The 24,851-nt window shown below is 72.6% G+C and carries 18 protein-coding genes; 11 read left to right on the forward strand and 7 right to left on the reverse strand.

Annotated features, from left to right (window positions below):
- Positions 1-112 precede the first annotated feature (112 nt).
- The 9 genes from ACSTA4_RS27795 to nhaA all read left to right on the forward strand — a co-directional run bounded on the left by ACSTA4_RS27795 (position 113) and on the right by nhaA (position 10,479).
- Complete coding sequence (locus ACSTA4_RS27795) at positions 113-550, forward strand: hypothetical protein (protein ID WP_444961649.1); 438 nt, start codon at positions 113-115, stop codon at positions 548-550.
- Positions 551-1,055: 505 nt separating this feature from the next.
- Complete coding sequence (locus tag ACSTA4_RS27800) at positions 1,056-1,859, forward strand: ABC transporter ATP-binding protein (RefSeq protein WP_444961650.1); 804 nt, start codon at positions 1,056-1,058, stop codon at positions 1,857-1,859.
- A gap of 14 nt (positions 1,860-1,873) precedes the next feature.
- Positions 1,874-2,719, forward strand: a complete 846-nt coding sequence (locus ACSTA4_RS27805; protein WP_444961651.1) for an ABC transporter permease — start codon at positions 1,874-1,876, stop codon at positions 2,717-2,719.
- Between the two features lie 9 nt (positions 2,720-2,728).
- On the forward strand, positions 2,729-3,838 hold the full coding sequence (locus ACSTA4_RS27810) for an ABC transporter substrate-binding protein (RefSeq protein ID WP_444961652.1): 1,110 nt from the start codon (positions 2,729-2,731) through the stop codon (positions 3,836-3,838).
- A gap of 142 nt (positions 3,839-3,980) precedes the next feature.
- Positions 3,981-5,075: an LLM class flavin-dependent oxidoreductase gene (locus tag ACSTA4_RS27815; protein ID WP_212642350.1), complete on the forward strand. Its 1,095-nt coding sequence runs from the start codon at positions 3,981-3,983 to the stop codon at positions 5,073-5,075.
- 270 nt (positions 5,076-5,345) lie between these two features.
- Positions 5,346-5,681 carry a DUF2795 domain-containing protein gene (locus tag ACSTA4_RS27820; RefSeq protein WP_444961653.1) on the forward strand — a complete coding sequence of 112 codons (336 nt, stop codon included), beginning with the start codon at positions 5,346-5,348 and terminating at the stop codon, positions 5,679-5,681.
- A 149-nt stretch (positions 5,682-5,830) separates the two neighbouring features.
- Positions 5,831-7,327: a PucR family transcriptional regulator gene (locus tag ACSTA4_RS27825; protein ID WP_444961654.1), complete on the forward strand. Its 1,497-nt coding sequence runs from the start codon at positions 5,831-5,833 to the stop codon at positions 7,325-7,327.
- 346 nt (positions 7,328-7,673) lie between these two features.
- Positions 7,674-8,990 carry an MFS transporter gene (locus ACSTA4_RS27830; protein WP_444961655.1) on the forward strand — a complete coding sequence of 439 codons (1,317 nt, stop codon included), beginning with the start codon at positions 7,674-7,676 and terminating at the stop codon, positions 8,988-8,990.
- A 220-nt stretch (positions 8,991-9,210) separates the two neighbouring features.
- Complete coding sequence (gene nhaA / locus ACSTA4_RS27835) at positions 9,211-10,479, forward strand: Na+/H+ antiporter NhaA (protein ID WP_444961656.1); 1,269 nt, start codon at positions 9,211-9,213, stop codon at positions 10,477-10,479.
- A gap of 161 nt (positions 10,480-10,640) precedes the next feature.
- Here nhaA and ACSTA4_RS27840 read toward each other — a convergent pair whose 3' ends face one another.
- Positions 10,641-12,191, reverse strand: coding sequence for an SLC13 family permease (locus ACSTA4_RS27840; protein ID WP_444961657.1), 1,551 nt, complete (start codon positions 12,189-12,191; stop codon positions 10,641-10,643).
- A 246-nt stretch (positions 12,192-12,437) separates the two neighbouring features.
- Here ACSTA4_RS27840 and ACSTA4_RS27845 point away from each other — a divergent pair, with 246 nt between their 5' ends.
- Positions 12,438-13,382, forward strand: coding sequence for a TAXI family TRAP transporter solute-binding subunit (locus ACSTA4_RS27845; RefSeq protein ID WP_444961658.1), 945 nt, complete (start codon positions 12,438-12,440; stop codon positions 13,380-13,382).
- 18 nt (positions 13,383-13,400) lie between these two features.
- On the opposite strand, the gene ACSTA4_RS27850 is transcribed toward ACSTA4_RS27845, so the two are convergent.
- Together ACSTA4_RS27850 and ACSTA4_RS27855 are read right to left on the reverse strand one after the other, a co-directional pair.
- Entirely contained in the window at positions 13,401-14,786 is a 1,386-nt protein-coding gene (locus ACSTA4_RS27850) for an ATP-binding protein (RefSeq protein WP_444961659.1), read from the reverse strand.
- Between the two features lie 4 nt (positions 14,787-14,790).
- Positions 14,791-15,468 (reverse strand): response regulator transcription factor, encoded by a 678-nt coding sequence (locus ACSTA4_RS27855; protein ID WP_444961660.1) that lies wholly within the window; start codon positions 15,466-15,468, stop codon positions 14,791-14,793.
- A gap of 808 nt (positions 15,469-16,276) precedes the next feature.
- Here ACSTA4_RS27855 and ACSTA4_RS27860 point away from each other — a divergent pair.
- The gene (locus tag ACSTA4_RS27860) at positions 16,277-16,474 is read left to right on the forward strand and encodes a DUF397 domain-containing protein (RefSeq protein ID WP_212642341.1); all 198 of its coding nucleotides are present in this window, start codon (positions 16,277-16,279) and stop codon (positions 16,472-16,474) included.
- Positions 16,475-16,517: 43 nt separating this feature from the next.
- Here the strand turns inward: ACSTA4_RS27860 and fxsT are convergent, their stop codons facing one another.
- From fxsT to ACSTA4_RS27880, 4 genes are read right to left on the reverse strand one after another with little or no spacing between them, the layout of a single operon-like run.
- On the reverse strand, positions 16,518-21,059 hold the full coding sequence (fxsT, locus tag ACSTA4_RS27865; RefSeq protein ID WP_444961661.1) for an FxSxx-COOH system tetratricopeptide repeat protein: 4,542 nt from the start codon (positions 21,057-21,059) through the stop codon (positions 16,518-16,520).
- Entirely contained in the window at positions 21,056-22,234 is a 1,179-nt protein-coding gene (locus tag ACSTA4_RS27870; RefSeq protein ID WP_444961662.1) for an AAA family ATPase, read from the reverse strand. Before ACSTA4_RS27870 ends, fxsT begins: the two co-directional genes overlap by 4 nt.
- The gene (locus tag ACSTA4_RS27875; RefSeq protein ID WP_444961663.1) at positions 22,231-23,868 is read right to left on the reverse strand and encodes a hypothetical protein; all 1,638 of its coding nucleotides are present in this window, start codon (positions 23,866-23,868) and stop codon (positions 22,231-22,233) included. The genes ACSTA4_RS27870 and ACSTA4_RS27875 overlap by 4 nt, the downstream gene beginning before the upstream one ends.
- Positions 23,865-24,800: a S1 family peptidase gene (locus ACSTA4_RS27880; protein WP_444961664.1), complete on the reverse strand. Its 936-nt coding sequence runs from the start codon at positions 24,798-24,800 to the stop codon at positions 23,865-23,867. Before ACSTA4_RS27880 ends, ACSTA4_RS27875 begins: the two co-directional genes overlap by 4 nt.
- Between the last annotated feature and the right edge of the window lie 51 nt (positions 24,801-24,851).

The raw sequence follows: 24,851 nt of genomic DNA on the forward strand, positions 1-24,851 counted from the left end.
CGGGAGCTTCCCGCAAAACCGCAGGTCACAGAGCCGATACTCACTCCGACCTGGGGCGCACCGAGACAGGCGCGATGCCACTGGGGCCCATGTGCACTAAAGTTTCCTTGCTATGGGGCATTCAGCGAGAAGTCCGTCATCGGGGGACATAATCCGATCGACCCGGGAGGGTAATCCCGAGCTCACCAGGGCGCTCTCGGCGTACCTGGGGGTCGAGCTCGCCCCCCGGGAGTTCACCCTCGCGGACGGGACCCGGGTCGGGGTCGACTGCGCCGACGGCGGTCGGCCGACCGTCCTCGCCCAGTTCTCCCCCCTGCACGGGCCGATGAAGTCGGCCCAGCGCAACAAGGTCATCGCTGACGCCTTCAAGCTGGCCTGGCTGCGGGACCAGCACTTCCCGGACGCACGTCCGCTCGTGGTGCTGGGCGAGCCCCTCGCCAAGCTCTTCGGGCGCGGCGCGTGGCTGCCCGTGGCCTTCGCCTCGCACCGGATCGCGGTCGCCCTCGTTGACGACCGTCTCAGGATTCGGGCACTCGATATCAGTATGTGATCAACACTTCATAACGCGTTAATCAGCAATCCCTAACGTTTGACACGTCAAGACTCCCGCGGGCCGTCGCCATGCTTGCTTCCACCCGCTCTCCATCGAAGGTCCTCGGGCACCCATGCCCGAAGCCAGCCATCTGGAGGGTGTCCCATGGGCCTTCCCCATGCGGTCGTCATCACAAGCACTGCCGTCACGGCAAGCACTGCCGGCCCGTACACCGCCGCCTCCCCCAGCGGCTCCGCCACGCGCTCCGCGTCGCTCCCGCCGCACTTCGCACCCCGCTCCGGCTCCGTGCCGCCCGGCCCCCTCCTCGGTCGATGACGCCACACCCCCGTGACCTGCGCGCCCGTTTTCACCCCTCCAGCACCCATTCACCGCCAGGACACGTTGTGCAATCATCCGATCACACAATCCGAGGAGAAGGTATGGCACGTCCAGCACGGCCGGAGACGGGCCCCGGGCCCGCGGCCCGGCGCACCGAACACGCGTACCGAGGGCGGGACGCCGCGTGAGCGACGACCGTATCGAGGTACGCGGACTCAGCAAGACCTACGAGGGCGGTGACCCGCACCGGCCCGCGCTCGACCGCATCGACCTGGACATCCCCCGCGGCGAGTTCGTCAGCCTCATCGGCCCCAGCGGCTGCGGCAAGTCCACCCTGCTGCGGGTGATCGCCGGGCTGGAGGGCCACGACAGCGGCGACGTCACCGTCTTCGGCTCCACGCCCAAGCGCATGTGCGAGGCCAAGGCCGTGGGCCTGGTCCCGCAGACCCCCGCCCTGCTGCCGTGGCTGAACGTGCGGCGCAACATCTCCCTGCCCTCGCGGGTCAACCGCCGGGCGGGCAGGGGCAGCGAGGACCCGGACCAGCTGCTGCGCATGGTCGGCCTAGACGACTCCGCCCGCAAGTACCCCCACGAGCTGTCCGGCGGCATGCAGCAGCGCGTGGCGATCGCCCGCGCCTTCGGTCTGCGGCCCGACCTGCTCCTGATGGACGAGCCGTTCTCCGCGCTGGACGAGTTCACGCGCGAGGCGCTCCAGCTCCAGCTCCTGAACCTGTGGGAGGGCATGTCCACGACGGTCGTGTTCGTCACCCACTCGGTGCGCGAGGCCGTCACGCTCTCCGACCGCATCGTCGTGATGTCGGCCCGGCCCGGCCGGGTGCACGAGGTGCTGCCCGTCGACCTGCCCCGCCCCCGCGACAGGGCCGTGGTGACCGGACCGCACATGCACGCCCTGGAGGACCGCGTCCGCGCGTCCCTCCAGTCCGCCTGGGAGGCCGGAGCCGCCCCCGACGACCTCGTTCCGCTGTGAGAGGAGGAGAGACCATGGCCACCAGCACACCCGTCCGGCCCCGCCCCGAGGGCGAGGCCTCCCCGAAGCGCGGTGCCGCGCGCCGGCGCCGCCTCGGCCTCAGGCTCAGCGTGTGGCTGCCCACCGCCGTGGCGGTAGTGATCGTCGGCTTCGCCTGGTCGGCGACCGCCGAGGACCAGCCCTACCTCCTGCCTCCGCTGGCGGAGGTCAGGGGGATCCTGGTCGAGGACCCGCTGCTGTTCTTGAACAACGCCTGGGCCACCCTCAGCATCGCCCTGACGGGCGTGGCCTTCGGCGCGGGCACCGCGTTCGTCCTGGCCCTGCTGATGTCGGAGATCCCGCTGCTGCGGCGCGCGGTCATGCCGCTCGCCGTCGTCCTGAACGTGACCCCGGTCATCGCGATCGCCCCCGCCCTGGTGGTGGCGTTCGGCTTCGGCATGACCCCCAAGGTCATCGTCACCGCGATCATCACGTTCTTCCCGGTCCTCATCAACGTGACCACGGGGCTGCGGTCGGTCTCCCGGCCCGTCCTGCACGTCTTCTCCACCCTGCACGCCTCCCGCCTGGAGGTGCTGCTCCGGCTGCGTATCCCCAGCAGCCTCCCCTACACCCTCGCCGCTCTGCGGGTGGTGTTCCCCCTGTCCATCGTGGGCGCCGTGGTCGCGGAGTTCGTCGCCGCCGGATCCTCAAGCGGGCTCGGCACGATGATCCGCAACTCGGCCGCGACCGCCCGGTTGGAGTACGTCTACGCGGCCGTCGCCTGTCTGGCCGTCATGGGCGTGCTGATGCTCGCACTCATCACCGTCCTCGAACGCAGACTGCTGTTCTGGCACGAGTCCCAGCAGCGCACCAGCTCCTAAGGAACCCCCATGACCAATCCGCCCCACCGCCCCAGTCCCCGGCGCCGACGCTCCCTCGCGGCGGCCGCCGCGGCATCGGTCCTCCTCCTCACCGCCGCGTGCAGCGGAGGGGATGCGGCCGAGGAGGACCAACAGGTAGCCACCGTCATCGACGAGGAGCGCTGCCAGACCAACCGCGACGCCGGTACGGTCACCTACATCACCGGTTACCAGTACCAGGCCTCGGTGAGCATCCTGGAGGCCATCGCTGCGGACGCCCTCGGCTACTTCGAGGCCGTCTGCCTGGACGTGGAGATCCAGCCCGGCAGCGGTGACACCATCGGCAACTCCCAGCTCGTGTCGGCCGGCACCGCCCACTTCACCTCCCTGGGCAACGAGGCCGAGGTCCTGCAGGCCAACGCCGCCGGGCACGAGGTCATCGGCGTCTCCACCTACGGGCACGTCCCGATCGCCAGCCTGCTCACCGGCACCGGCGTCGAGGAGCTCAAGGACCTGGAGGGGCAGACCATCGGTCACAAGGGCCTGCTCCCCGCGCCGCTGGAGGCGATGCTCGTCGCCGACGGGGTGGACATGGACTCCGTCGAGATCGTCGAGGTCGGCTACGACCCCAGCGTGCTGCCGCGCGACCAGGTGCAGGGCCTCACCGCCTTCCGCTCCAACGAGCCCTTCCTCCTGTCCGACATGGGCGAGGAGTACAACGAGTGGCTCCCCGAGAACTACGGGGTCGTGGGCTCGTTCGGCGTGATGGCCACCAACCCCACGTGGGCCGAGGAGAACCCGACGGTCGTCGAGGACTACCTGCGCGCGATCGCGAAGGCCTTCGACTACTGCCAGGAGAACGGCGAGGAGTGCGTCGGCTACGCCGCCGAGCTGGCCGAGGCCGGATACGACACCGAGCACAACCTGCGCATCTGGAACTCCGAGCAGGAGCTGGTGACCGCCTCCACGCCCGACGACTCCACCCCGGGCTACATCGACCTGAGCCTCACCGAGGCCGAGGGCCAGACCCTCATCGACAACGGCCAGCTGGACGAGCTGCCCGACGTGGAGCCCCTGTTCGACCCCCGCTACCTGGAGGCCGTGCACGTGGCGACCGAGGTGTCCTGGCCGTCCGAGTAGGACCGGGCACAGCCCACACAGCAGGACAGCGCGGACCGGCGCCGCGCACCGAGCGCCCAGAGCGCCTGGGCGCGGCGCACAGACCGTGCTGCACACGGGCGACCGCAGTGAGCGGCGCCCGAGAGTGAATGAGGAGCCAAGGATGGCAGCAGAAGGCGGGCCGCAGGCCGCCGAAACCGAGTACGGCATCTTCCTGCCCATCGGCAACGGGGGGTGGATCGTCTCGGAGACCGCACCGCACCCCGAGGCGACGTACGAGTACAACAAGAAGGCCGCGGTCCTCGCCGACGCCTACGGACTCGACTTCGTCATGTCCATGGGCAAGTGGCGCGGCTACGACGGCGCGACCGACCACTGGGGGCGCACCCTGGAGTCGATCACGATGATGTCGGGGCTCGCGGAGGCCACCGAGCACGTCAAGGTGTGGGCGACCGTCCACACGAACCTGTTCCACCCGGCCCTCGCCGCCAAGATGTACACCACCCTCCAGGACATCAGCGGCGGACGCGCCGGGATGAACATCGTGGTGGGCTCCTACGTGGACGAGTTCGCCCAGATGGGCCTGTGGCGCGAGGACATCGGCCACGGTGACCGCTACCGGTACACCGAGGAGTGGACCAGCGTCCTCAAGCGGCTGTGGACCGAGGACTCGGTCACCCACGACGGCGAGTTCTTCAAGCTCGACGACTGCCGCTCGCGGCCGCACCCCACCCCGGCGCCGACCCTGATCAGCGCGGGCCGCTCCGACACCGGCCTGAACTTCCAGGCGCGCAACTGCGACGGCTCGTTCCTGACCGCGGAGGACCTGCCCGGCCTGCGCGACGCCAGCCGCGACGTCAAGGAGCGCGCCCAGAAGGAGGGGCGCAGCATCAAGACGTACTCGATGCTCACCGTCGTCATGGACGACACCGACGCCGCGGCCGAGGAGCGGCGGCTGGAGTACGGGCGCGGCGCGGACATCGACGCGCTGGTCAACATGAAGCGGTCCTGGGGCCTGCCCCTGGACAAGGCCCTGTCGCTGACCTCCGAGCGGCCCGAGGACGAGGCGTTCCAGACGCCGTTCGTGACCGGGTCCCCGGAGACGGTGGCCGGACGCATCCGCGAGATCGTGGAGTACGCCGAGCTCGACGGCCTGATGCTGATCTTCCCGGACTACCACGCCGACCTCGCGGCGTTCGGTGAGAAGGTCATGCCGCTGCTGCGCCCCGCCGGGGGAACGGCCGCGGACCAGGGCTGAGGCCCTCCGCCGCGGACGTCCCCGGCCGCCCGCGGCGGTCGACGCGCGGTCGCTGCGGTGCGAGACGCCCCCGCTCGGGGTTTCGCACCGTGGTGACCTGGGGCCGCGGCGCCCCGCCGGACGCCGCGCGGGGCCCGGCGGCGCCGCCCCGCGACGATTGGGCCCCCTCCGACCGGGTAGGCGCCTCCAGTGTCCTCGCAGGTCGGGCGGCACGCCCCCGGTGACCGGGGCGGAGACGTCCGGCCCTCGCACGAGTCGGAGGGACTGACGATGAGCGTCAAGCGTGGCATCGAGGGGCTGAAGGACGTCCTGGGGGAAGTGGACTTCCCCGCGGACAAGGACCGGATCGTGACGCACGCCCTGGACGCGGGCGCCGACGAGGAGCTGCTCAGCGCCCTGCGGGCGATGCCGCCCGCCCAGTACAACGAGCCCAACGAGGTGCTGCGCTCGGTGCCCCTGCCCCGCTCCGAGACGGACTCGCACACCGAGTCCGCCCGCGCGCAGCTGCGCAGGGAGCACACGAAGCCCGGCATGGCCGAGTCGATGAAGGACAGCCGCCCGGTCAACCCCATCGAGGAGGAACTGGGCGAGAACCGCAAGTCCTGAAGGCCCCGAGCCGTGGTCCCGGCGCCCTGACGGGCCCCGGGGCCTTTCCGTTCGCGGGCTGGGAGCGGGCACGGGTCCGCGGCGTCCGGCACTCCGGAGGAAGGCGCACAATGGTCCTACCCGTGCGAGAAGACCCCCGGAGTGCGACCGTGAGCGAGACCGGCCTGACCGTCAAGGCCCTGCTGAAGGCACTGGACAAGGCCGTCCACGGACTCGCCGCCGCGCCCCGGGGGCTCGGGGGCGTGGTCCGCTCGGTGGTCGTGGCCGGGGACGGCGCGCCCGTGCCCGCCGGTGCGCTGGTCGTCGTCCCGCCGGGGGAGGCCACCGCCCTGGCCGCGCGTCCCGGGCAGCTGGCCGCCAGCGCCGTGGCGGCCGTAGACGGGGACGCCGACGGGCTGCGCGGTCTGGGCCTGCCCGTGCTCTCCGTGGACCCCGCCGTGGGCGCCGACGAGTTCGCCGCCCTGGCCCGATCGGTCCTGGAGGCGGCCGCCACCGGGACCGGCCACGGCGACCTGTTCTCCCTGGCCCAGACCGTCGCGACCCTGACCGGCGGCATCGTCAGCATCGAGGACGCCGCCGGACAGGTCCTGGCCTACTCCGCCTCCAGCGAGGGCGCCGACGAGCTGCGCAGGCAGACCATCCTCGGGCGCGGCTGCCCGGAGTCGTTCCTGGCGCACCTGCGCGAGTGGGGCGTCAACGAGCGGATACGGGACGGCGAGGTGGTCGAGGTCGCCGAACGCCCCGACCTGGGCGCCGCACGCCGCCTGGTGGTGGGGATACAGGCGGGCGAGCGCGCGCTCGGCACCATCTGGGTGCAGGTGGGCGGCAGGCCCCTCGCGGAGACCAGTCCACAGGTGCTGCGCGGCGCCGCGCGCCTGGCCGCGCTGCACGTCATGCGCGCCCACAGCGAGGCGCGCAGCACCGGGCACGACACCGAGGGGCTGGCCGTGGGCCTGCTCACCGGCGCCTTCGACACCGACGCCCTCGCCCGCCACCTGGGCGCCGACCCCACGACGCCGGTGGCGGTGGTCGCGCTCGCCCTGCGGGAGGGTGCGGTCGACCCGCCCTGGCGGCTGGACCAGGCCGCGGAGATCACGTCGGTGTACGCGGCGGCCTACCGCCGCGAGGCCCTGGTCATCCCGGCCTGCGGCCTGCTGTACGTGCTGGTCCCCGCGCCCTCCGGGCAGGCGCCCACCGCGTGGACGCGGGAGCTGGTGTCGGTGCTGCGCGAGAACCTGGGCACGCCCGTCCAGGCGGCGGTGGCGGGCGTGGCGCCCAGGATGCGCGCGGTGCCGTCGCTGAAGAAGGTCGCCAGCCGCGCCCTGGAGGTGGTCGCGGACCGTCCCGAGCGGCTGGTGACCGCGTTCGAGGAGGTCCGTTCCTCGGTGGTGCTGCGCGAGCTGTTCGACGCCCTGGCCGACCGTCCCGGGCTGCGCGACGACCGGCTCGACGCCCTCGACGACGAGCAGCGCCGCTCCCTGTCCGCCTACCTGGACGCCTTCGGCGACGTGTCCGGGGCGGCGGAGCGGCTGCACGTGCACCCCAACACGCTGCGGCACCGGATCAGGCGGATCCGCGAACTCACCGGACTCGACCTGGACGACGCCGACCAGAGGCTCCTGGCCACGCTCACGCTGCGGGCGTGAGCCGCGGGCCGCGCGCCGCCGCCGCGGCGTCCCCCCGGCGGCGGCGCTCCGCCCCGGCGCGGTCACCGTGCGCCTCCCGTCGGCGTCGCGCCGGTCCCCCCCCCGGGACACCGGCCGTTCCCTCCATGGTCGCGGTACGGCTCCCGCCAGGTCTCCGGCCGGTCACGGCCACCCGGCCGACGCGCCCCGGCGGGGCCGGATTGTCCGAAGCGACACCGCGCCGCCGCCCATGTCGTCCGTTCGCACAACGGTGGCGCACGCCACCCGCGTCTAGGCTCCCGGCAATGTACGCAGGCCACGCCCCTCGGCCCGCGCGATCCCCGACACCCCACCAGGAGCCCTGCACATGAGTGTGGACACCCCACAGGCTCGGCCGCCGAGGGCCAAGGTCCTCATCGCCAGCCTGACCGGAAGCACGATCGAGTGGTTCGACTTCTTCCTCTACGGCACCGCCGCCGCCCTCGTCTTCGACGAGCTGTTCTTCCCCTCGGACGACCCGTTCGTCTCGCTGATGCTGTCGTACCTGACCTTCTCGCTGACGTTCTTCATCCGTCCGCTGGGCGGCGTGGTCTTCTCCCACATCGGTGACCGGATCGGCCGCAAGAAGACCCTGATCATCACGCTGACCCTCATGGGCGGCGCGACCATGCTCATCGGCCTGCTGCCGACCTACGACAGCGTCGGGATCCTCGCCCCGATCCTGCTCATCGTGCTGCGGATCGTCCAGGGCCTGGGCATCGGCGGCGAGTGGGGCGGCGCCCTGCTGCTCGCCTACGAGTACGCACCCGAGAACCGGCGCGGCCTCTTCGGCAGCGTGCCGCAGATGGGCATCACCTCGGGCATGCTGCTGGCCAGCCTGGTGCTGACCCTGATGTCGCTGCTGCCCGACGACCAGTTCGCGACGTGGGGCTGGCGCGTGCCGTTCGTCGGCAGCGTCCTGCTGGTGCTGCTGGGGTTGTGGATCCGCTCGGGGATCGACGAGACCCCCTCGTTCAAGAAGGCCAAGGAGGAGGGCGAGGTCGCCAAACTGCCGGTGGTGGAGACCTTCCGGTTCCACTGGCGTGCCGTGCTGGTCGCCGTCGGAGCCAAGGTCGTGGAGACCGCCCCCTTCTACATCTTCGGCACCTTCGTGGTGAGCTACGCGACGGGCACGCTGTCCTTCGACAACACCTCCGCTCTCAACGCCGTGACCGTCGGGGCGATCGTGGCCACCGTGTGCATCCCGATCGCCGGACGCCTGTCGGACACCTTCGGCAAGCAGCGGGTGTACCTGGTCGGCGCGGTGCTGCTGGCCCTGTTCATCGCGCCCTACTTCCTCATGCTGGGTACCGGCAGCACGCTGATGCTGGTCCTGGCGACGGTGATCGGGCTGGGCGTCCTGTGGGCGCCGGTCACCGCCACCATCGGCACCCTGTGCTCGGAGATCTTCTCCACCCGGGTGCGCTACACGGGCGTCACCCTGGGCTACCAGATCGGCGCGGCGGCCGCGGGCGGCACCGCCCCGCTGATCGCCACCTGGCTGCTGTCGCGGTTCGACAACTCGTGGGTCCCGATCGCGGTCTACCTGGTCCTCACCGCGGTGGTGTCCATTGTCGCCGTGGCACTGGCCGGGCGGGCCTCCAACGCCGAGGAGAGGCACCTGGCCGCCGCCGAGAAGGGCTGACGCACGACCCCTCCGGACGTACGACACGAGGGGGCGGCGTCGGCCGCCCCCTCACCGTTCTCCCCTCAGCGGCCTCCTCCCCCCGGAACGGACACATGGCCCCTGGGCTGGACATTCATCCCATCTTCCGCCAGCATGGGCGAGGCGCGCGCCCGCGCCTAGGTGTGCCGGGAAGACTGGTCGGCGAGTCCCTGTCAGTCGTACGCCCGGAAAGTTGCACATGAGCATCGACCCGATTCTGCGCTCCGAGCGCCACGGCCCGCTCTCACGGTTGGCCGACACCCTGCGCAGCGACAGCGTCGGCGGTTTCCTGCTGATCGGAGCCGCGGTCCTCGCTCTCGTCTGGATCAACTCGCCCTTCGGCGAGGTCTACGAGAACCTGCGGGCGATCACGTTCGGGCCCGAGTCGCTGCACCTGAACCTGTCCCTGGAGACCTGGGCCGCCGACGGCCTCCTCGCGGTCTTCTTCTTCGTCGTCGGCAACGAGCTCAAGCAGGAGTTCGTCCACGGGGAGCTGCGCAACCCCCGGCGGGCCATGCTGCCGATCGTCGCGGCTGTCTGCGGCATGGTCGTGCCCGCCGCCATCTACGCCGCGATCAACTTCACCTCGCCCGAGACCCTCCACGGGTGGGGCATCCCGATGGCGACCGACATCGCGTTCGCCCTCGCGATCCTCGCGGTGATCGGCCGGGGGCTGCCGACCGCGCTGCGGACCTTCCTCCTGACGCTGGCGATCGTGGACGACCTCGGCGCGATCATCGTCATCGCGGTCTTCTACACCGCGGACATCAGCTTCCTGCCCCTGGCGGTGGCCGTGGTGGGCCTGGCGCTCTTCTGGTACCTCCAGCGCGGCAAGGGTCTGGCCGCAAGGCTCAACGCGTCGGTGGTGCCCAACTGGCTGGTCTACGTGCCCCTGGCCCTGGTGATCTGGGTCCTGGTCCACGAGAGCGGCGTGCACGCGACCATCGCGGGTGTGGCCATGGGTCTGCTGATGCGCACCAACAAGCTGCCCGGCGAGCACCACGACCCGAGCCACGGCGTGGAGCAGCTGCTGCGCCCCTGGTCCGCGGGACTGGCCCTGCCGATCTTCGCCTTCTTCTCGGCGGGCGTGGTCTTCGACGGCGTCGGCGAGGTCCTCACCGACACGGCGGCGCTGGGCATCATCGCCGGGCTCATCCTCGGCAAGGTGATCGGCATCGCGGGCGGCGCGTGGGTGACCACCAAGGTCACCAGGGCCGAGCTCAACCCCAGCCTGAAGTGGATCGACATCGTCGGCATGTCGCAGCTGGCCGGTATCGGGTTCACCGTGTCGCTGCTGATCAGCGAGCTGACGTTCGCCGACGATCCGGGGCACCTGGCCCACGCCAAGACGGGTGTGCTGGTGGCCTCCGCCATCGCGACCCTGCTGGCCGCGGTGATCCTGGGCGCGAGGTCGAGGCACTACCGGAAGCTGGAGCGCCAGAGCACGGCGGGCGCGGACTCCGAGTAGAGACGACGGCGGCGGCCCGTCTCCCCCGAGCGGGGAGGCGGGCCGCCGCCGTGTGGCACGGGCGCGGGCCCCGCGGCGGGGCCCGCCTCGCGGGCCGCCCGGCAACGTGGAAGCGGGCGGCCCCCGGAACCACAGGGGGCCGCCCGCGACGCGTGGTGGTCCTACACGCTGACTCCCAGGAACCAGGTCACCACGGTGTACATCGCGGCCAGGATCAGGAACAGCGCGATGAGATTGAGCCACACGCCGCCGCGCATCATCTGGCCGATCCGCACGTGGCCGGAGCCGAAGACGATCGCGTTCGGCGGTGTGGCCACCGGGAGCATGAAGGCCATCGTCGCGGCCAGGGCCACCGGGATCACCAGGGACAGGATGTCGATCTGCATGCCCACCGCGACGCCGCCGAGGATGGGCAGGAAGGTGGCCGCGGTGGCGGTGTTGCTGGTGAGCTCCGTCAGGAAGAGGACCAGCCCGGCCGCGACCAGGATCAGCACCCAGGTGGGCACACCCTCCAGGACGGCGACCTGGCCGCCGATCCAGGTGCTGAGGCCGGAGGCGGTGAACTGCCCCGAGATGGCCAGGCCGCCGCCGAACAGGAGCAGGACGCCCCACGGCAGCTGCACGGCGGTCTCCCAGTCCAGCAGGCGGTTGCCGCGCCCGACCGGGATCAGGAACAGCAGGACCGCCACGGTCATCGCGATCCCGGCGTCGCTGACGCTGGACAGCCACGGCAGGAAGTTGTCGGCCAGGACCGGGACGAAGATCCAGGAGAGCGCCGCGAAGGCGAAGACCGCGAGCACGAGCTTCTCGCCGCGCGCCATCGGGCCCATCTCGGCGAGCTCGGAGCGGATGAGGCCCTGGGCGCCCTCCACCTTCTTGACCTGCGGCGGGAAGACCTTGATCAGCACGAACCAGGCGATGAGCAGGAAGACGGCGGCCAGCGGCAGGCCGACCATCATCCACTCGCCGAAGCCGATGTGGATGTCGTGGGCGTCGGCGAGGTAGCCGACCATCAGCACGTTGGGCGGCGTGCCGATGATGGTGGCCACCGAGCCGATCGAGGACGAGTAGGCGATGCCGAGCATGAGCGCGGTGGCGAAGTTCGCGTCGGTCCTGCCGTCGCGGAACTGGGTGATCAGCGCGACCACCGACAGGCCCACGGGCAGCATCATCACGGCGGTGGCGGTGTTGGACACCCACATCGTGATGAACCCGGTGGCGATCATGAAGCCGCCGATCAGCCCCGCGGTGTTGGAGCCGACCTTGGAGACGATGACCAGGGCGATCCGCTTGTGCAGGTTCCACTTCTGCATCGCCAGGGCGAGCATGAAGCCGCCCATGAACAGGAAGATGGTGTCCGACCCGTAGGAGGAGGCGACGTCCCCGATGGGGGTGCCCTCCAGCAGGAGGGGGAAGAGCACCAGCGGCAGCAGCGAGGCGACCGGGATCGGGATCGCCTCGGTGGCCCACCAGATGGCGATGAAGGCGGTCACCGCGGCCACCGCGCGGCCGTTGGCCGACAGGACCGTCTCGCCGTCCTCGCCGTCGACGACGGGCATCGGCATGTCCGGCATGAGGAAGTAGACCAGGAGCCCGACCAGCGGGCCCGCGATCAGGCCGATCACGCGCGAGGGCGAGGTGCCCCTGGCGGTTCTGCCGTCCTGCGTGGGGGATGCGGTGTCGGGCGCGTCGACACCCTTCTCGGACGCCATGGAATCCTCCTGTTGTGGGTCGCCGGGAAGTGACGCTGGCCTTACCGTCGGGTTTCTCCCCGATTACCCCGAATTGATACAGCGATGGTGTGGGTCTCCTTCTCGCGTGCCCAAGGTCTCAACGAAGATTTGAGATTCCTCTGACATTGCGGAACCGTGGGTCGGCTCCCTGGTACACACGGTGATCATGCGCAGGGTGTGCACTGGGGGCCTGAACCGCCGTCTTTCCTCGCCTAAGCTGCGGGTATGCATGGACCGAACCGGCGCGCCGCCCTGAGGGGAACCGCCGGCGTGTTCGCCGCGGTCGCGCTGGGCGGCTGCGCGTGGCGCGACCCCTCCCCCGCCCCGGCGTCGCTCGTCGTGGCCACGGGCCCGGCCGGGGCCGTCTACCGGGAGATCGGCTCGGAGATCGCGGGCCTGCTGGACGCCCGGTTCCCCGACATCCGGGTGGAGACCGTCGAGACCGGCGCCTCGCACGACAACCTGCTGCTCATCGACTCGGGCGAGGCCCACCTGGGCCTGACCAGCCTCGACGCGGTCCTGGCCTACGAGGTGAGCGACGCCGGTCCCTTCCGCGCGATCGGGCGCCTCTACGACAGCTTCCTGCACCTCATGGTCCTGGACGCCTCCCCCGTGCGCTCCCTGTCCGACCTGGAGGGCCGCCGCGTCTCGGTGGGCGCGGTCAACTCCGGCACCGAGTTCACCGTGGCGCGGGCCGTCGAGGAGACCGGACTGGCCATGGAGGCTGTGCGCCTGGACCAGGCGGCCTCCGCCGACGCCCTGTCCCGGGGGGAGATCGACGCGATGTTCTCCCTGACCGGGCTGCCCACGCCCGCGGTCGCCGACCTGGCCCGCGAGCACGTGACGCGCCTGGTCGACCTCGGGGACGTCGCGTCCGCCATGGCCGAGGCCCACCCCGAGAGGTACTTCCCGGCCACCATCCCGGCGACCACCTACGAGGGCGTGCCCGCCTGCCCCACCATGTCCATCCCCAACCTGCTGCTGTGCGCGGCCGACCTGCCGGACGACCTGGCCTACGCCGTCGCCGACACCGTCTACACCGGCGCCGCGCGGATCGCCGAATCCCGCCCCGAGGCGGCGCAGATCAACGTGCGCACCGGCATCTCGACCGGCGTGGTCCCCCTCCACCCCGGCGCCGCGCGCTGGTACCGGGACAACAAGCCCTCCTGAGACCCGCCCGCCGAGGGTTCAGTCCGCGGACGGCAGCGTGATGGTCACGCCGAAGCCCGGCCGCTCGCCGGGCAGGCCCCCGCCCAGTGCCAGTTCCCCTCCGGCCTCGCGGACCAGGTCGGAGACGATCGCCAGCCCCATACCGGTCCCCTCGGTGTTCTGGTGGCGGGGAGAGCGCCAGAAGCGGTCCAGGGCCGCGCCGCGCTCCTCCTCCGGGAGCCCCTCCCCGTCATCGAGCACGCTGATCCGCGCGGGGTCGCCCGCCGAGCCCCGCACCTGCACCCGGGTCCCCCCGGACAGGCGCAGGGCGTTGCTCACCAGTTCGTCGAGGATGCTGCCCAGTCCCCCGGCCGGGGCGCAGACCCGCAGACCGGCGGGGACGTGCACGGTCACGGTGATCCCCCGGGCCTGGCCCAGGGCGCGCCAGCGCTCCACCCGGGTCTCTAGCAGCTCGGGGACGTCCACGGCCTCGGTGCCGGTGACGCTCTCCAAGCGCGTCGCGGCCAGGAGGGAGTTGAGCATCCGGTGCATGGCCGTGGTCTCGTCCACGGCCACCGCGTGCGCCTCCCGGGCCTCCTCTGAGCCGAGGTGGGGCGCGAGGTTCTCCACCGCCAGGCGCAGGCTCGCCAGGGGGTTGCGCAGCTGGTGGGAGGCGTCGGAGACGAAGGAGCGCTGACGCTCCAGGGCCCTGCGCACCACGTCGACCATCGTGTTGAAGGACTCGGTGAGGCGGCGCAGCTCCGGAGGCCCCTGCTCGGCGTCCACCCGAACGTCCAGGTCACCCGAGGCGACGGCGGTGGTCGCGGCGTCGAGTCGGCCGATGGGGCGCAGGACCCAGCGCGACAGCGGCAGCGAGGCCGCCACCAGGAGCGCCAGGGGCACCAGGCTGAGCAGGGCGAGCCATCCCCAGGAGCCGAGGATGTCGGCGCCGAGCCGGTCGGTGGGGGCGGCGACGATGACCGCCCCGGTCACCTCGCTGTCGCGGCCGATGGGCTCGGCGACCACGAGGGGGTCGGACTCCCAGGGCCAGACGGTGGTCGGAGGGGCCGGGCGCTCCCCGGCCAGGGCGACGGTGAGCGCCTCCGGCGCGTCCAGTTCCGCGAGCACGTCGCGCTGGTGCGCCGTACTGCCGGACCCGGCGATGATCTCCCCGTCGGGGGCGACCACGACCACCGGGATGCCGTAGAGCGCCTCGTAACGGGCCATCTCCTGGAGGAGCGCCTCGGGGCGGTCGGCCTCCAGCGCGGTGCGGGCCAGGGCGGCGAAGCGGCCCGCGTCCCCGAGGCGGTCGACGTAGACCTGCTGGGTCAGCTGCTGGGCGATGACCGTCCCCAGGGGGACGACCGCCGAGGCGACCAGGACGAACGCGGCGGGCAACAGGATGGTGAGCAGTCTGCGGAGCACGTGCTCAGGCCCGGTCGAGGAGGTAGCCGACACCGCGCACGGTGCGGATCCGCACGGCCCGGCCGAGCTTGGCCCGCAGCGAGCCGATGTGGGTGTCCAGGGTCCGGGAGGAGGCCTCCCAGGCCGTGCCCCACACCTGGTCGAGGATCTGGTCCCGGGCGACCACCGACGGGGAACGGGAGGCCAGGAGGGCGAGCAGGTCGAACTCCTTGCGGGTCAGCTGGAGTTCGGCGCCGCCGACGCTGGCCGCGCGGGAGCCCGGGTCCACGGTGAGCTCACCGACCCTGACCACGGGCTCCTCCTCCGCGACCTCGGCCCGCGCGGCGCGGGTGCGGCGCAGGACCGCGTCGATGCGGGCGAGGAGTTCGGCGACGCCGAAGGGCTTGACCACGTAGTCGTCGGCTCCGGCCCGCAGGCCGCGCACGCGGTCGCGCTCCTCGCTGCGGGCCGTGACGGCGATGATGGCGGTCTGCGGACGGTCGCGGAGCTTGCGGAGCAGGTCGATGCCGTCGGCGTCGGGAAGGCCGAGGTCGAGGAGGACGACGTCGGCGGGCGGGGCGGTCAGGGCCCGTTCGGCGGTGGCGACCCTCTGGACGTCGAAGGACGCCGCCCGCAGGGCGGTCACCAGTCCGCGGGCGACCCGGTCGTCGTCCTCGACCACGAGAATGCGCATGTCCAGCATGTTAGGCAGTGTTCGCGCCGGTCACCGCACACCGCAGGGGCGCTCCCCGCCTCGCGGACGCCGCCCCGGCCCCGCGGGGCGGGTCCGCCGCCCGCCGACGGCGCGGCACGGGGTTCCACGCGGGCGGGCCCCGGCGCCATTTCCGCGGCCATAACACCGGGGACGGAATTGCGTCCGCACCGAGGCACCCGCTTCCCCCGAAGCGCACGGGACGACCTCGAAGCGGGCCGCCCCGGGCGCAACATCCTGACCCCGAGCCGCAATGGAAACGAAAAGGGATCAGAGCCGCGGACCGCCGAAACCCACCCTTTTTCCGCACGTGCTTTTCCGTGGACCGGGGGGCACGGTAATCGCCTCTTCGCCCCGCGACCCCTCTCCGGCCGCTGTCCCCGACCCCTTCCCAGGAGGCGGCCGCTCCGGCCCTCCGAACGGAGCAGAGCCCGCAAAGCCCACGGGCACGGGCTTTGAGCGCCAGCCAGGGAGGGGACCACGGCGGCGGCGCCCCGGCGGGCGCCGCACGGGCACGGCACCCGCGAAACCGAAGCAGAACCGCTTACCGGCATATCATCCGCGTCTTTTTCCGGGCCATCCGGAGAACGGCCTGGCCCAGACAACATGAACACCACTCCAGTGGGCATGTACAAGTCGGCCCCTGTCACCAACCGAATACATAACTGAACCGGATCCGGACCCGATCGCACTTTCAGAACTGCTCGGGAAACAGGAGCGACCAATGGTGGAACTGAGAGAATCGAGGCCGCCGAGTGCGTAGCGACAACCAGCGGGGACAGAGCGGACAGGAGTGCCCGTGAGAGGGCTGGGACACGAACCCGGTCGGTGGCGGAAGTCGAGCTACAGCGGTGGCGGCAACGGCGACTGCGTCGAGGCCGTCCTGGGCACGCCGGGGACGGTCGGACTGCGCGACTCCACGCACCCCGACCGCGCGGCGCTCGCCCTGCCCGCGCACCAGTGGGTCGCGCTGCTCCGGCTCGCCGGGCACCGCTGAGGGGACCGAACGGCCCGGGGGGCGCGCCCCGGACCGCGACCGGTCACATCTGGGCGAGGTAGATGTCGGCGTCTCCCCGCACGGTCCTGCGGAGGCTGAGCGTGGCGGGGTGGTCCGACCCCATCACCCGGCGGTAGCCGTCCTCCACGGCGACGAACTCGGCCTCGACGTCCTCGCCCTGGGCCCGGCGGTCCACGAGCAGGTTGCGGCGGGCCAGCAGGGCCAGCGGATGCGAGGCGCCCAGCGCCTCCTCGCAGCCGCGCAGCGCCTCCTCGTCCCGTTCCCGGGCACCGGCCGCGTCGCCCATGAGGAAGTGGTCGTTGGCCAGGTTCACCAGGCAGGCCAGGGTGCTGGGGTGGTGGGCGCCGAGCCGGTCCAGGAACAGCTCCAGGGAGCGCTCGTCCAGCTGGCGGGCCTCGGCCGCCCTGCCCAGGCGGCGCAGGATGATCGCCCGGTTGACGTCGGCCGCGCCCACGTAGGGGTGGCGCTCGCCCAGGAGCTTGACGTAGCGCTCCCCCGTGGTCTGGGCCAGCTCCAGCGCCTCGTCGTGCTGGTTGACCGCGCTCAGGGACATGGAGTGCACCAGAGCGGCGTACATGGTCTCGTTGTCGTCCACGCCGTGCTTGACCCGGAAGCGCTGCCAGGCGCGCTCCGACAGGGCGAGCGCCTCCCGGTGGTGACCGACGCGCCGGCGCATGACGGCCAGCGTCCGCTGGTTGCGCAGGACGCGGTTGTCGTCCTCCCCGATCAGGCCGATGGCCCGCTCGACCTGGTGGGCCTGGATCTCCTCGGCCTCCCGGTAGCGGCCCTTCTCCATCAGGGCCTCGGCGTAGCCGTTGTTGGTGCCCAGGGTGCGCGGGTGGTCCGGGCCGAAGACGGCCTCCAGCCGGGCCAGCGTGTCGCGGTACTGGTCGGCGGCCGCCTCCGGGTCGCCGCTGAGCAGGAGGTTGAAGGCGCGGAAGTGGGCGGTGACCAGGGTGTGCGGGTCGTCCTCCCCGAAGAGGCGCACCCGGCGGTGGTAGGCGTCGGCCGCCGCCGTCAGGGAGTCGCGGAACCGGCCCAGGAAGCGCAGGGTGCGGATGTACTCGATCTCCGCCTCCAGGGTCTCGGGGTCCCCGGGGTTCTGCGTCTCGCGCAGGGTGCCCAGGGTGGCCTCGCACAGCGCGAGGGCCTGCTCCAGGTACCCCTGCCCGCGCATCGCCGTGGAGATCTGGATCGCCATGCCCAGGGTGGAGGGGTGGTTCTCGCCCAGTTGCAGGCGCCACCACTCGTGGGCGGTCTCGCCCAGGCTGCGGGCTTCGTCGAACTCCTGGCGCAGCGCGGCGACACGGCACATCTGCACCACCAGGTTGCGCGCCCAGGGGTCGGTGCAGTTCCACAGTTCGGAGGCCCACACGTGCGGCAGCAGCTCGGTGTAGCGCTCGGAGGCGTCCACGGCCACCACCTGGAGGTCGTTGCGGCCCAGCAGCTGGTGGGCGCAGTGGCGCATCTCCTCGCGCTCCTGGTCGCTCATCGGCGCCTGGACGGCGCGCTGCACCAGCCGGTGCAGGGAGACCGTGTTGCGCTGGTGGTCGATGTGGGCGAGGCTGTTGCGCCCGATGTCGCGGATCGCCATGCCGAGCCTGGCCGGGTCCTCCAGGGCGCCGCGCAGCTCCGCGGGGCCCTCGATGCCCCGGGCGAAGTTGAACAGCGTCCGGGGGATGGGCGCCGTCGACATGAAGGAACAGAGCTGGAGCAGCTGGAGCGCCGCCGGGTTGGTGGTGGCCAGCCGGTCCAGGGACACGTTCCAGGCGGCGGCGACGGCCACCGGGTAGGCGCTGTCCACCGGGCGCAGGAGGTCGAGCATCTCCTGGCTCTTCTCGGAGAACTGGCGCAGGTACTCCTCGGTGGCCATCCCGCTCTCGTGCAGCCACACGGCGGCCTGGTTGAGGGCCAGCGGCAGGTCGCCCAGCTCGTGCGCCAGCTGGTCGGCCTCCTCGGTGGTCAGCGACGCGGGTCCGCGCCGTTTCAGCAGCTCGATGCTCTCGGCCCGGTCGAACTCGCGGACGGAGAGGTAGGCGTCGCCGCCCCGCACCGTCCAGCTGGAGTCCCGAGAAGTGATGATCACGTGGCCCTCGCCCCCGACAGGAAGATACTGATCCAGTTCGGACCGGGCCTGCGCGTTGTCGAAGACGAGGAGCCAGCGCGGGTAGTCCAAACCCTGGCGCAGTGCCTCCAGGACGTTCTCCAGGACGTGTCCGCTGCCCGCACCCGCGCTGTCCAGCCTGAGCCTGGACGCGAGGACGGAGAAGCTCTCCCGCAGCTGGTTGCTGTGGGCCGCGGGGATCCAGCAGATGAGGTCGTAGTCGGACGCGTACCGGTACAGGTACTCCTTGGCGAGCTCGGTCTTGCCGACCCCCGACATCCCGTTGAGGGCGGTGATGACCTGTCGCCGCCCCTTCAGGAGCTGCCCCCTCAGCGCGGAGAGGAGTTCCTCCCGGCCGGTGAAGGCGCTGTTGCGGCGCGGAACCTGGACCCAGACCGCGTTGAGCGGTCGGCCACTCATGGACGATCGGGACGTACGACCGCTGGACTGGTCGCCAGATTCTTGCATCATATCCTCATTTGACAGTTTTGTGGCCATATGAGTTTCTTTCCCCGACCGTTCAGAAAATGGTGCTCTGTTCCGCGCCTTCCAGCCGTTGTTCCCGTCCACACGCGCAGATCCGGAAACCTTCGGTAATACTAGACCAGCGGGCGACGGCGTACCCGTCTCATGCGTTTCCCGCGTACCGCGGGTCGCACCCGTCCCGGAGATATCGGCGTATTCCCTGATGGGTACGGCATAACGCCGGGTGAGGGAGGCGCTCTCCACCGCGGGAAGCATGGAATTCGCCCAGTGGTGGGACAGCCGCGTCCTTTTCGGGAAATCCTCGTGCACGCCCCGCAGCATCAGGCGCAGGGCGTCGAACCAGGGGTCCACCCAGCGCAGGCGCTCCGCTGCCAGGCCCAGCACCCGGCGGATGTCGGAGACCCGGCCGCCCAGCGACAGCAGGGCCCGCCGGACCCCCGGGCGGAAGTCCCACCCGACCGGCCCGTCCTCCTCCCCCCACTCACCGCCTCCGCGCACCAGCCCGCTGAAGAAGACCTCCGTCAGCTCCGAGGGTGTGGCGCGGCCGAGCACGTCCTCGCAGACCGCCTCCACCAGGCGCGGGTCCAGCGGCACGGCGGCCAGGGCCACCGCCAGGTCGAACGCCTCGGGACTGGCCAGCTGCCGGAAGCGCCGCGCCTCCCGTTCTGCGTCGAAGACGGGTTCCCGGGCGTCCTGCACCTCGGCGGGGGCCGGGCCCCCTCCCGCGAGGAAGCGCGCGGTGTGCGCCCACAGGCGCCCGGGGCCCCTCCCCATCGCGAAGACGGCCCAGTCGCGGATCGTCCCGGGGTCCAGCGTCAGCACGGGAACGAGCGCGCCCGGCTCGCGCTTCTCCTCCTCCGGGTCGGTGAGCGTGCGCTCCCGCCCGTACCCGGTGTTCGCGGCGCAGGGGCCGGAGGCCCGGGGCGCGGCCAGCTCCATCGGGGCGGTGGCGATGGCGCCGCGCCGCCACAGGCGGGGCTGGAGCAGGTGGAGGATCGCGACCGCGCCGCGGTCCGCGGCCTCGGCGACCCAGTCCTGGAACCCGCGGTCGCGCCAGGCGCCGCCGAGCCCGTCGGTGAGGAACAGGACCACGTGCGCGCGGCCGCCGCCGAGGCGGCCGGGGCGTCCGTGGACGTCGCGCAGTCTGGGGCGGCCGGTGCGCCCGGAGTCGAAGTACAGGGAGGCGACCTCGCGGAAGATCCCGCCGGAGCGCGCGAGCCGGACGAACTCGGCGGCCAGGCCGCGCTGGAAGGCCATGGTGACGCCGTCGTCGACGAGGAGGGTCAGGCTCACCACCCGTTCCCGGCGCGCGCACGGCCGCGGCACCACCGGGACTCCGGCGCCCTCGCGCTCGTCCTCGGTCCAGTGGAGGCTGTCCAGGAGCGAGCGCGCGTAGTTGCGCGCGGTGCCCTCCGGGTCGACTCCGTCCGGCCGTCCCCGGGGCTCGGTGAGGTGGAAGGGCCCCAGCGCGGCGACCAGTTCCTGGCGCCGTTCCAGGACCGGCTGGACGAACCCGTGGGGCTCCGTCGGCGGCCCGTCGTCCCCCGGGGCGCGGCCCGGCCACGGGGGCGTCCCCCCGTGGCCGGGCGGCGGGGCCGGGTCCGGCCCGCGGGGCGCGGCGGCGGAAGCGTCCCCGCCGGTCGCCGTCCCGTCGCCGGGGAGCCCCGGGGGCCGGACGGTCCCGGTGTCCGTGCCGGGCGGCGGGGAGGGCCGCGCGGTCCCGGGCGCGTCCGCGCCGGTACCGGCCTCCCGCGGGGGCGGACCGGAACCGGCGGCCTCCCCCGGCGGCGGACCGTCGGCGGGCGGCGCCGGGAAGACCGGGCGGTCGCGGCGCGCGGCCTCGGCACGCGCCTGGAGGGCCGCCAGGTGGAGCGCGTCCGCCCACTCCGTGGGGGTGAGGCCGCCCGGGGGGCCGCCCGACCGGTCGCCGGAGCCCCGGGGGCGGTCGTCCCCCGGCTGGTGCGCGGGGCTCATCCCGGGGTTTCCGTGAGGCGGTGCCAGAGCAGGTCGGAGAGGTGGCGGACCTGCTCGGGCCCCGGCTCGCCCTGTCCCATGGCGCCGACCAGGTGCACGGCGTTGAGCAGCTGGTCCACGGCCAGTGCGTGGCCGTCGGCGCTCCTGCGCAGGAACTCGGTGACCAGGGTCCGCGTGCCGGTGGGCGGGTCGCCGTCGAAGTGCCCCGCCACGGCGGCCACCAGCTCGTCCTCGTCCGGCAGCCCCATCCGGACCGGGATACAGCGGCGCAGGAAGGCGGGCGGCAGGTCCCGGTCGTCGTTGCAGGTCACCACCGTGACGGGGAAGGCCGAGCACAGGACCTCGCCGCGTTCGACCACCGCCGTGCGGCCGGGGTCGTCGGTGGCCACCCGGATCCTCCCGGCGACGTTGGCCAGTCGGCCCAGCTCGGGGACGGTGTAGCCGCCGTTCTCGAAGAGGTCGAGCAGGTCGCCGGGCAGGTCGAAGTCGCCCAGGTCGAAGTCGTCGACCAGGAGCACGCGGGGCAGCCGGGTGGGCAGGAAGGCGGTGCCCAGGGGCCCCAGGGTGAGGTAGCGGCCGATCGACTCGGCGCTGCTGCGCAGGTGTGCGTCGGCCTCCGTTCCGTCGGCGCTCGCGTAGCGGCGGTCCCGGGCTCCCCGGGCCCGGTTGCGGGCGTTCTCCAGGTTGAGGTCGTGGATCTGGGTGAGGGGGTCGTAGGCGTACAGGCCGTCGCGCACGGTGCTGCGGCTGGTGACGGCCCAGCGCAGGACGCGGCCAAGGCCCAGCTCGCGGGAGACCTGGTGGGCGAGGCTGGACTTGCCGATCCCGGGCGGGCCCACCAGTAGCAGGGGGCGGCGCAGGCAGATGGCCGCGTTGACCTTGTCCAGCAGCTGGCGGCGGTGCGGCCCCAGGGGAACGGGGAAGCTCCGGGGCCGGACGGGGCCCAGGTGGCGCTCGCTCTCGGCGGCGGGGCCCTCGGACCGCGGCCCCGGGTCGTAGAAAGGGGGGTCCACGCCGGTTTCGGCGGGGTCCGGCCCGCCGCCGTAGGTGCGCCACCGGGGAGGCGGGGGGAGCTGGGCGGCGAGGTCCAGGTGCGGGCGGGGCTGACCTGTGCCGTGGAAGATCCACCACCCCGGCGCGGAGCTGGTCGATCCGGGTTCGGCTGATGTGGTCATGGCAGGCCCTTCGAGCCGCGCCCAAGGGGGGCTGTCGGATGCTGTGGGGGTGTCATCGGTCTGGGGGCGGGCAGAACCGGAAGGGTGTCGTGATAGAAGACGGCGACCTCGAAGCTTTCTTCGATGTACCCGGTATCGTCCGGGGAAACGCATCCGGAACGCGATTGGTGGAGCGCCTTGGGAAGCGCTCGTATTCTTTCGGGCGGCACCATTACCTCCCGTCCCACCTTCCCCAGATTGAGCCACGGACTTGCCCCCGGCCCATTGTCGGCGGAACGCCAGACCACGACCGGAACCCCGATCATGAGCGCCGACCAGACCGACATGTGGCACTCGTCCAGATGGGAGGGAACGGAGAGGGCGACGATCCTGTCGTCCTGGAGTCTTTCGACCAGGGGTTCGCGGTAGGTCCGCCCGCCCCTGCGCCTCCTCTGCCCGGCCTCGTGCGCGGTGTCCAGGTGCAGGACCTCGCGCGCGCTCGCGAGCCCCTCCCACCGGCGGGCGCAGGTACGCCGTGCCTGCGCGGTGTCGCCGCGCGCGGGGTCCACCAGCTCCTCCGCCCGGTAGACCACCTGGGCCCGCGAGCCGAGCCTGCGGTCCCCCTCACCGGCCTCCTGCCAGCGCTCGGCCTCCAGGCGGCGGAGCAGGTCCAGCCGTGCGACCAGCTCGACCCGTACGCCCTCGTGGTACCCCGTGCGGTGGTCCACCTCCAGCAGGGTGAGCAGGCCGCCGACGTGGTCGCCGATGCGCTCGGCCTCCATGTGCGGGGTGTGGCCGTGGCCGCAGAAGTCCGGGGGCCTGCCCCGCCTCTCGCTGAGCACCGTCCAGTACTCGACGTCGTAGCGGTCCCTGCTCCGGCCCTGGGTGACGTGCACGACGAGCCGGGCGGGCGCGCGCGGGCCGGGCGGCGCGGCCGTGCCCTCTCGCCTCCCGCCGCCCCAGAGCAGGAGCAGGTCGGCGCAGTCGCGCAGCGGGACGGCGCAGGGCAGCAGGGAGCAGAAGATCCGCAGCGGGAGTTCGGCGCCCTCGGGCACGGTCATCTCGGTCAGGTCCACGAGCCGGTCCCAGGCCGTGTGCGGCGGCGCCTCGGCCGGGGCGAGCCGGTCGGTCCGGGCGGTCTCGAAGGCCTCCGCGACCAGGTCCGGGGAGTGCTCCGCCAGCTCCCGGCGGACGAGGTCGACGTCGGCGTCGGTGGTCCCCTCGGGCAGGAGGCGGTACAGCTGCTCCCACTCCTCGGCGTGGACCAGCGGCTCCGCGGCCCGGGCCGCCGCCAGCGAGCTGCGGCCGCGCTCCTCCAGGTAGAGGATCCAGCGCAGGAGGCAGCCCAGGCGAACCTGCTCCCGGCACAGGCGTACCAGGTGGCGGGCGAACTCGACCGGGGAGCCCTCCAGGCGCAGGTTGCGGCGGACCCGCGTCGGCAGCTGGTAGGCCAACTGCTCGCGCGCGTCCGGGAGGAGGACGCACCGGAGCGCGCACAGGGCGTCGACCAGGTCCTCGAACCCGCCGTCGGCCGGGAACGGCCGTCCGGCGCCCTCCGGGAGGAGCCGCCCGCCGGGAGGCGGCCCTGCGCCCTCCGACGGCGGTCGCCCTCCAATCGGGGCCTGGTCCCCCGCCGTGGCCGTCGTCTCGCTCACCCGGACGGGCTCCCCAGGAGGGGGGCCGCGGCCTCGCGGACCCGGAGCATCCCCGCGCTGCCGTCCTCCCTCGCGTCGAGGAGGGCGAGCACCTCGTCGAGGAGCCCGTACTCACCGTGGGCGAGGGCGACCAGCTGCGCGGCGAAGGAGAGCAGGTCCTGGTCGGCGCGGAGCCTGCGGCGCAACCGGGGGTCGAGGGCGACGTACAGGTCCAGGCGCAGGTCGGGCAGGAGCAGCGTGCGCAGGTCGGTCATCGCCCTGGCGGTACGCGTGAGCGCCTCCCGTTCGCCGTTCTCCGCCGCGCCCGCGGCGGTCCGCTCGGTCGGCCACACCCGGGGGATCGCCTCCATCGGAACCATCCAGCCCGCCCTGCCGCTGCCGGTCGCCTCGCAGAGCAGACCGAGGAGGGCGTTCCCCTTCTCCTCTCGGACGCCGCTGCCGCTGAAGCCGGGCAGGACGGTGAACCCCGCGCGGGAGTCGACGTCGATCTGGACGTAGCCGAAGCGGCTGCCCCCGGTACCGGTGGCCCGGCCGGTCACCCAGAGGCCGGTCTCGGCGCGGGGGAAGCCGAGGACGCGGACCCGGTCGCCGACGCGGTACCGGGCGGGGGCGGCGGGAGGGATCGGGGCGGGCCGGTCCAGGCGCAGCACCGCCGCGTCCCAGGGCGCGGCCTCCTCCCACCACCAGCCGTCGGCGACGACCGTGGCGGCGGCCTCCCAGTCCGGGAGGCCGCGCGGGGCGTCCAGGCGTACGGTGACGCCGGGTCCGGCGGGGGCGCCGGACCCGGCGACGGCCTCGCGGACGACGTGCGCGCAGGTGATCGCGTATCCGGATGCGACCAGTACCGCGGCTCCGTGCAGGGCCGTGCCGCCGCGGTCGGTGACGCGCAACTGCCAGTCGGGGGCGAGGGGACGGGGGGCCAGATGGGACACGGTGCTCCCGTTCGGCGGGCGGGGCACACGGGACGGGCCCGAACTCGCGGT

Source organism: Nocardiopsis sp. M1B1, from assembly GCF_052466615.1.

Bases quoted from the DNA above. Each gene is read 5' to 3' on its own strand.
- ACSTA4_RS27815 (WP_212642350.1), top strand. From the start codon at position 3,981: ATGGCAGCAGAAGGCGGGCCGCAGGCCGCCGAAACCGAGTACGGCATC.
- ACSTA4_RS27840 (WP_444961657.1), bottom strand. From the start codon at position 12,191: ATGGCGTCCGAGAAGGGTGTCGACGCGCCCGACACCGCATCCCCCACG.
- ACSTA4_RS27820 (WP_444961653.1), top strand. From the start codon at position 5,346: ATGAGCGTCAAGCGTGGCATCGAGGGGCTGAAGGACGTCCTGGGGGAA.
- ACSTA4_RS27855 (WP_444961660.1), bottom strand. From the start codon at position 15,468: ATGCTGGACATGCGCATTCTCGTGGTCGAGGACGACGACCGGGTCGCC.
- ACSTA4_RS27810 (WP_444961652.1), top strand. From the start codon at position 2,729: ATGACCAATCCGCCCCACCGCCCCAGTCCCCGGCGCCGACGCTCCCTC.
- fxsT (WP_444961661.1), bottom strand. From the start codon at position 21,059: ATGAGCCCCGCGCACCAGCCGGGGGACGACCGCCCCCGGGGCTCCGGC.
- ACSTA4_RS27830 (WP_444961655.1), top strand. From the start codon at position 7,674: ATGAGTGTGGACACCCCACAGGCTCGGCCGCCGAGGGCCAAGGTCCTC.
- nhaA (WP_444961656.1), top strand. From the start codon at position 9,211: ATGAGCATCGACCCGATTCTGCGCTCCGAGCGCCACGGCCCGCTCTCA.
- ACSTA4_RS27795 (WP_444961649.1), top strand. From the start codon at position 113: ATGGGGCATTCAGCGAGAAGTCCGTCATCGGGGGACATAATCCGATCG.
- ACSTA4_RS27805 (WP_444961651.1), top strand. From the start codon at position 1,874: ATGGCCACCAGCACACCCGTCCGGCCCCGCCCCGAGGGCGAGGCCTCC.
- ACSTA4_RS27870 (WP_444961662.1), bottom strand. From the start codon at position 22,234: ATGACCACATCAGCCGAACCCGGATCGACCAGCTCCGCGCCGGGGTGG.
- ACSTA4_RS27845 (WP_444961658.1), top strand. From the start codon at position 12,438: ATGCATGGACCGAACCGGCGCGCCGCCCTGAGGGGAACCGCCGGCGTG.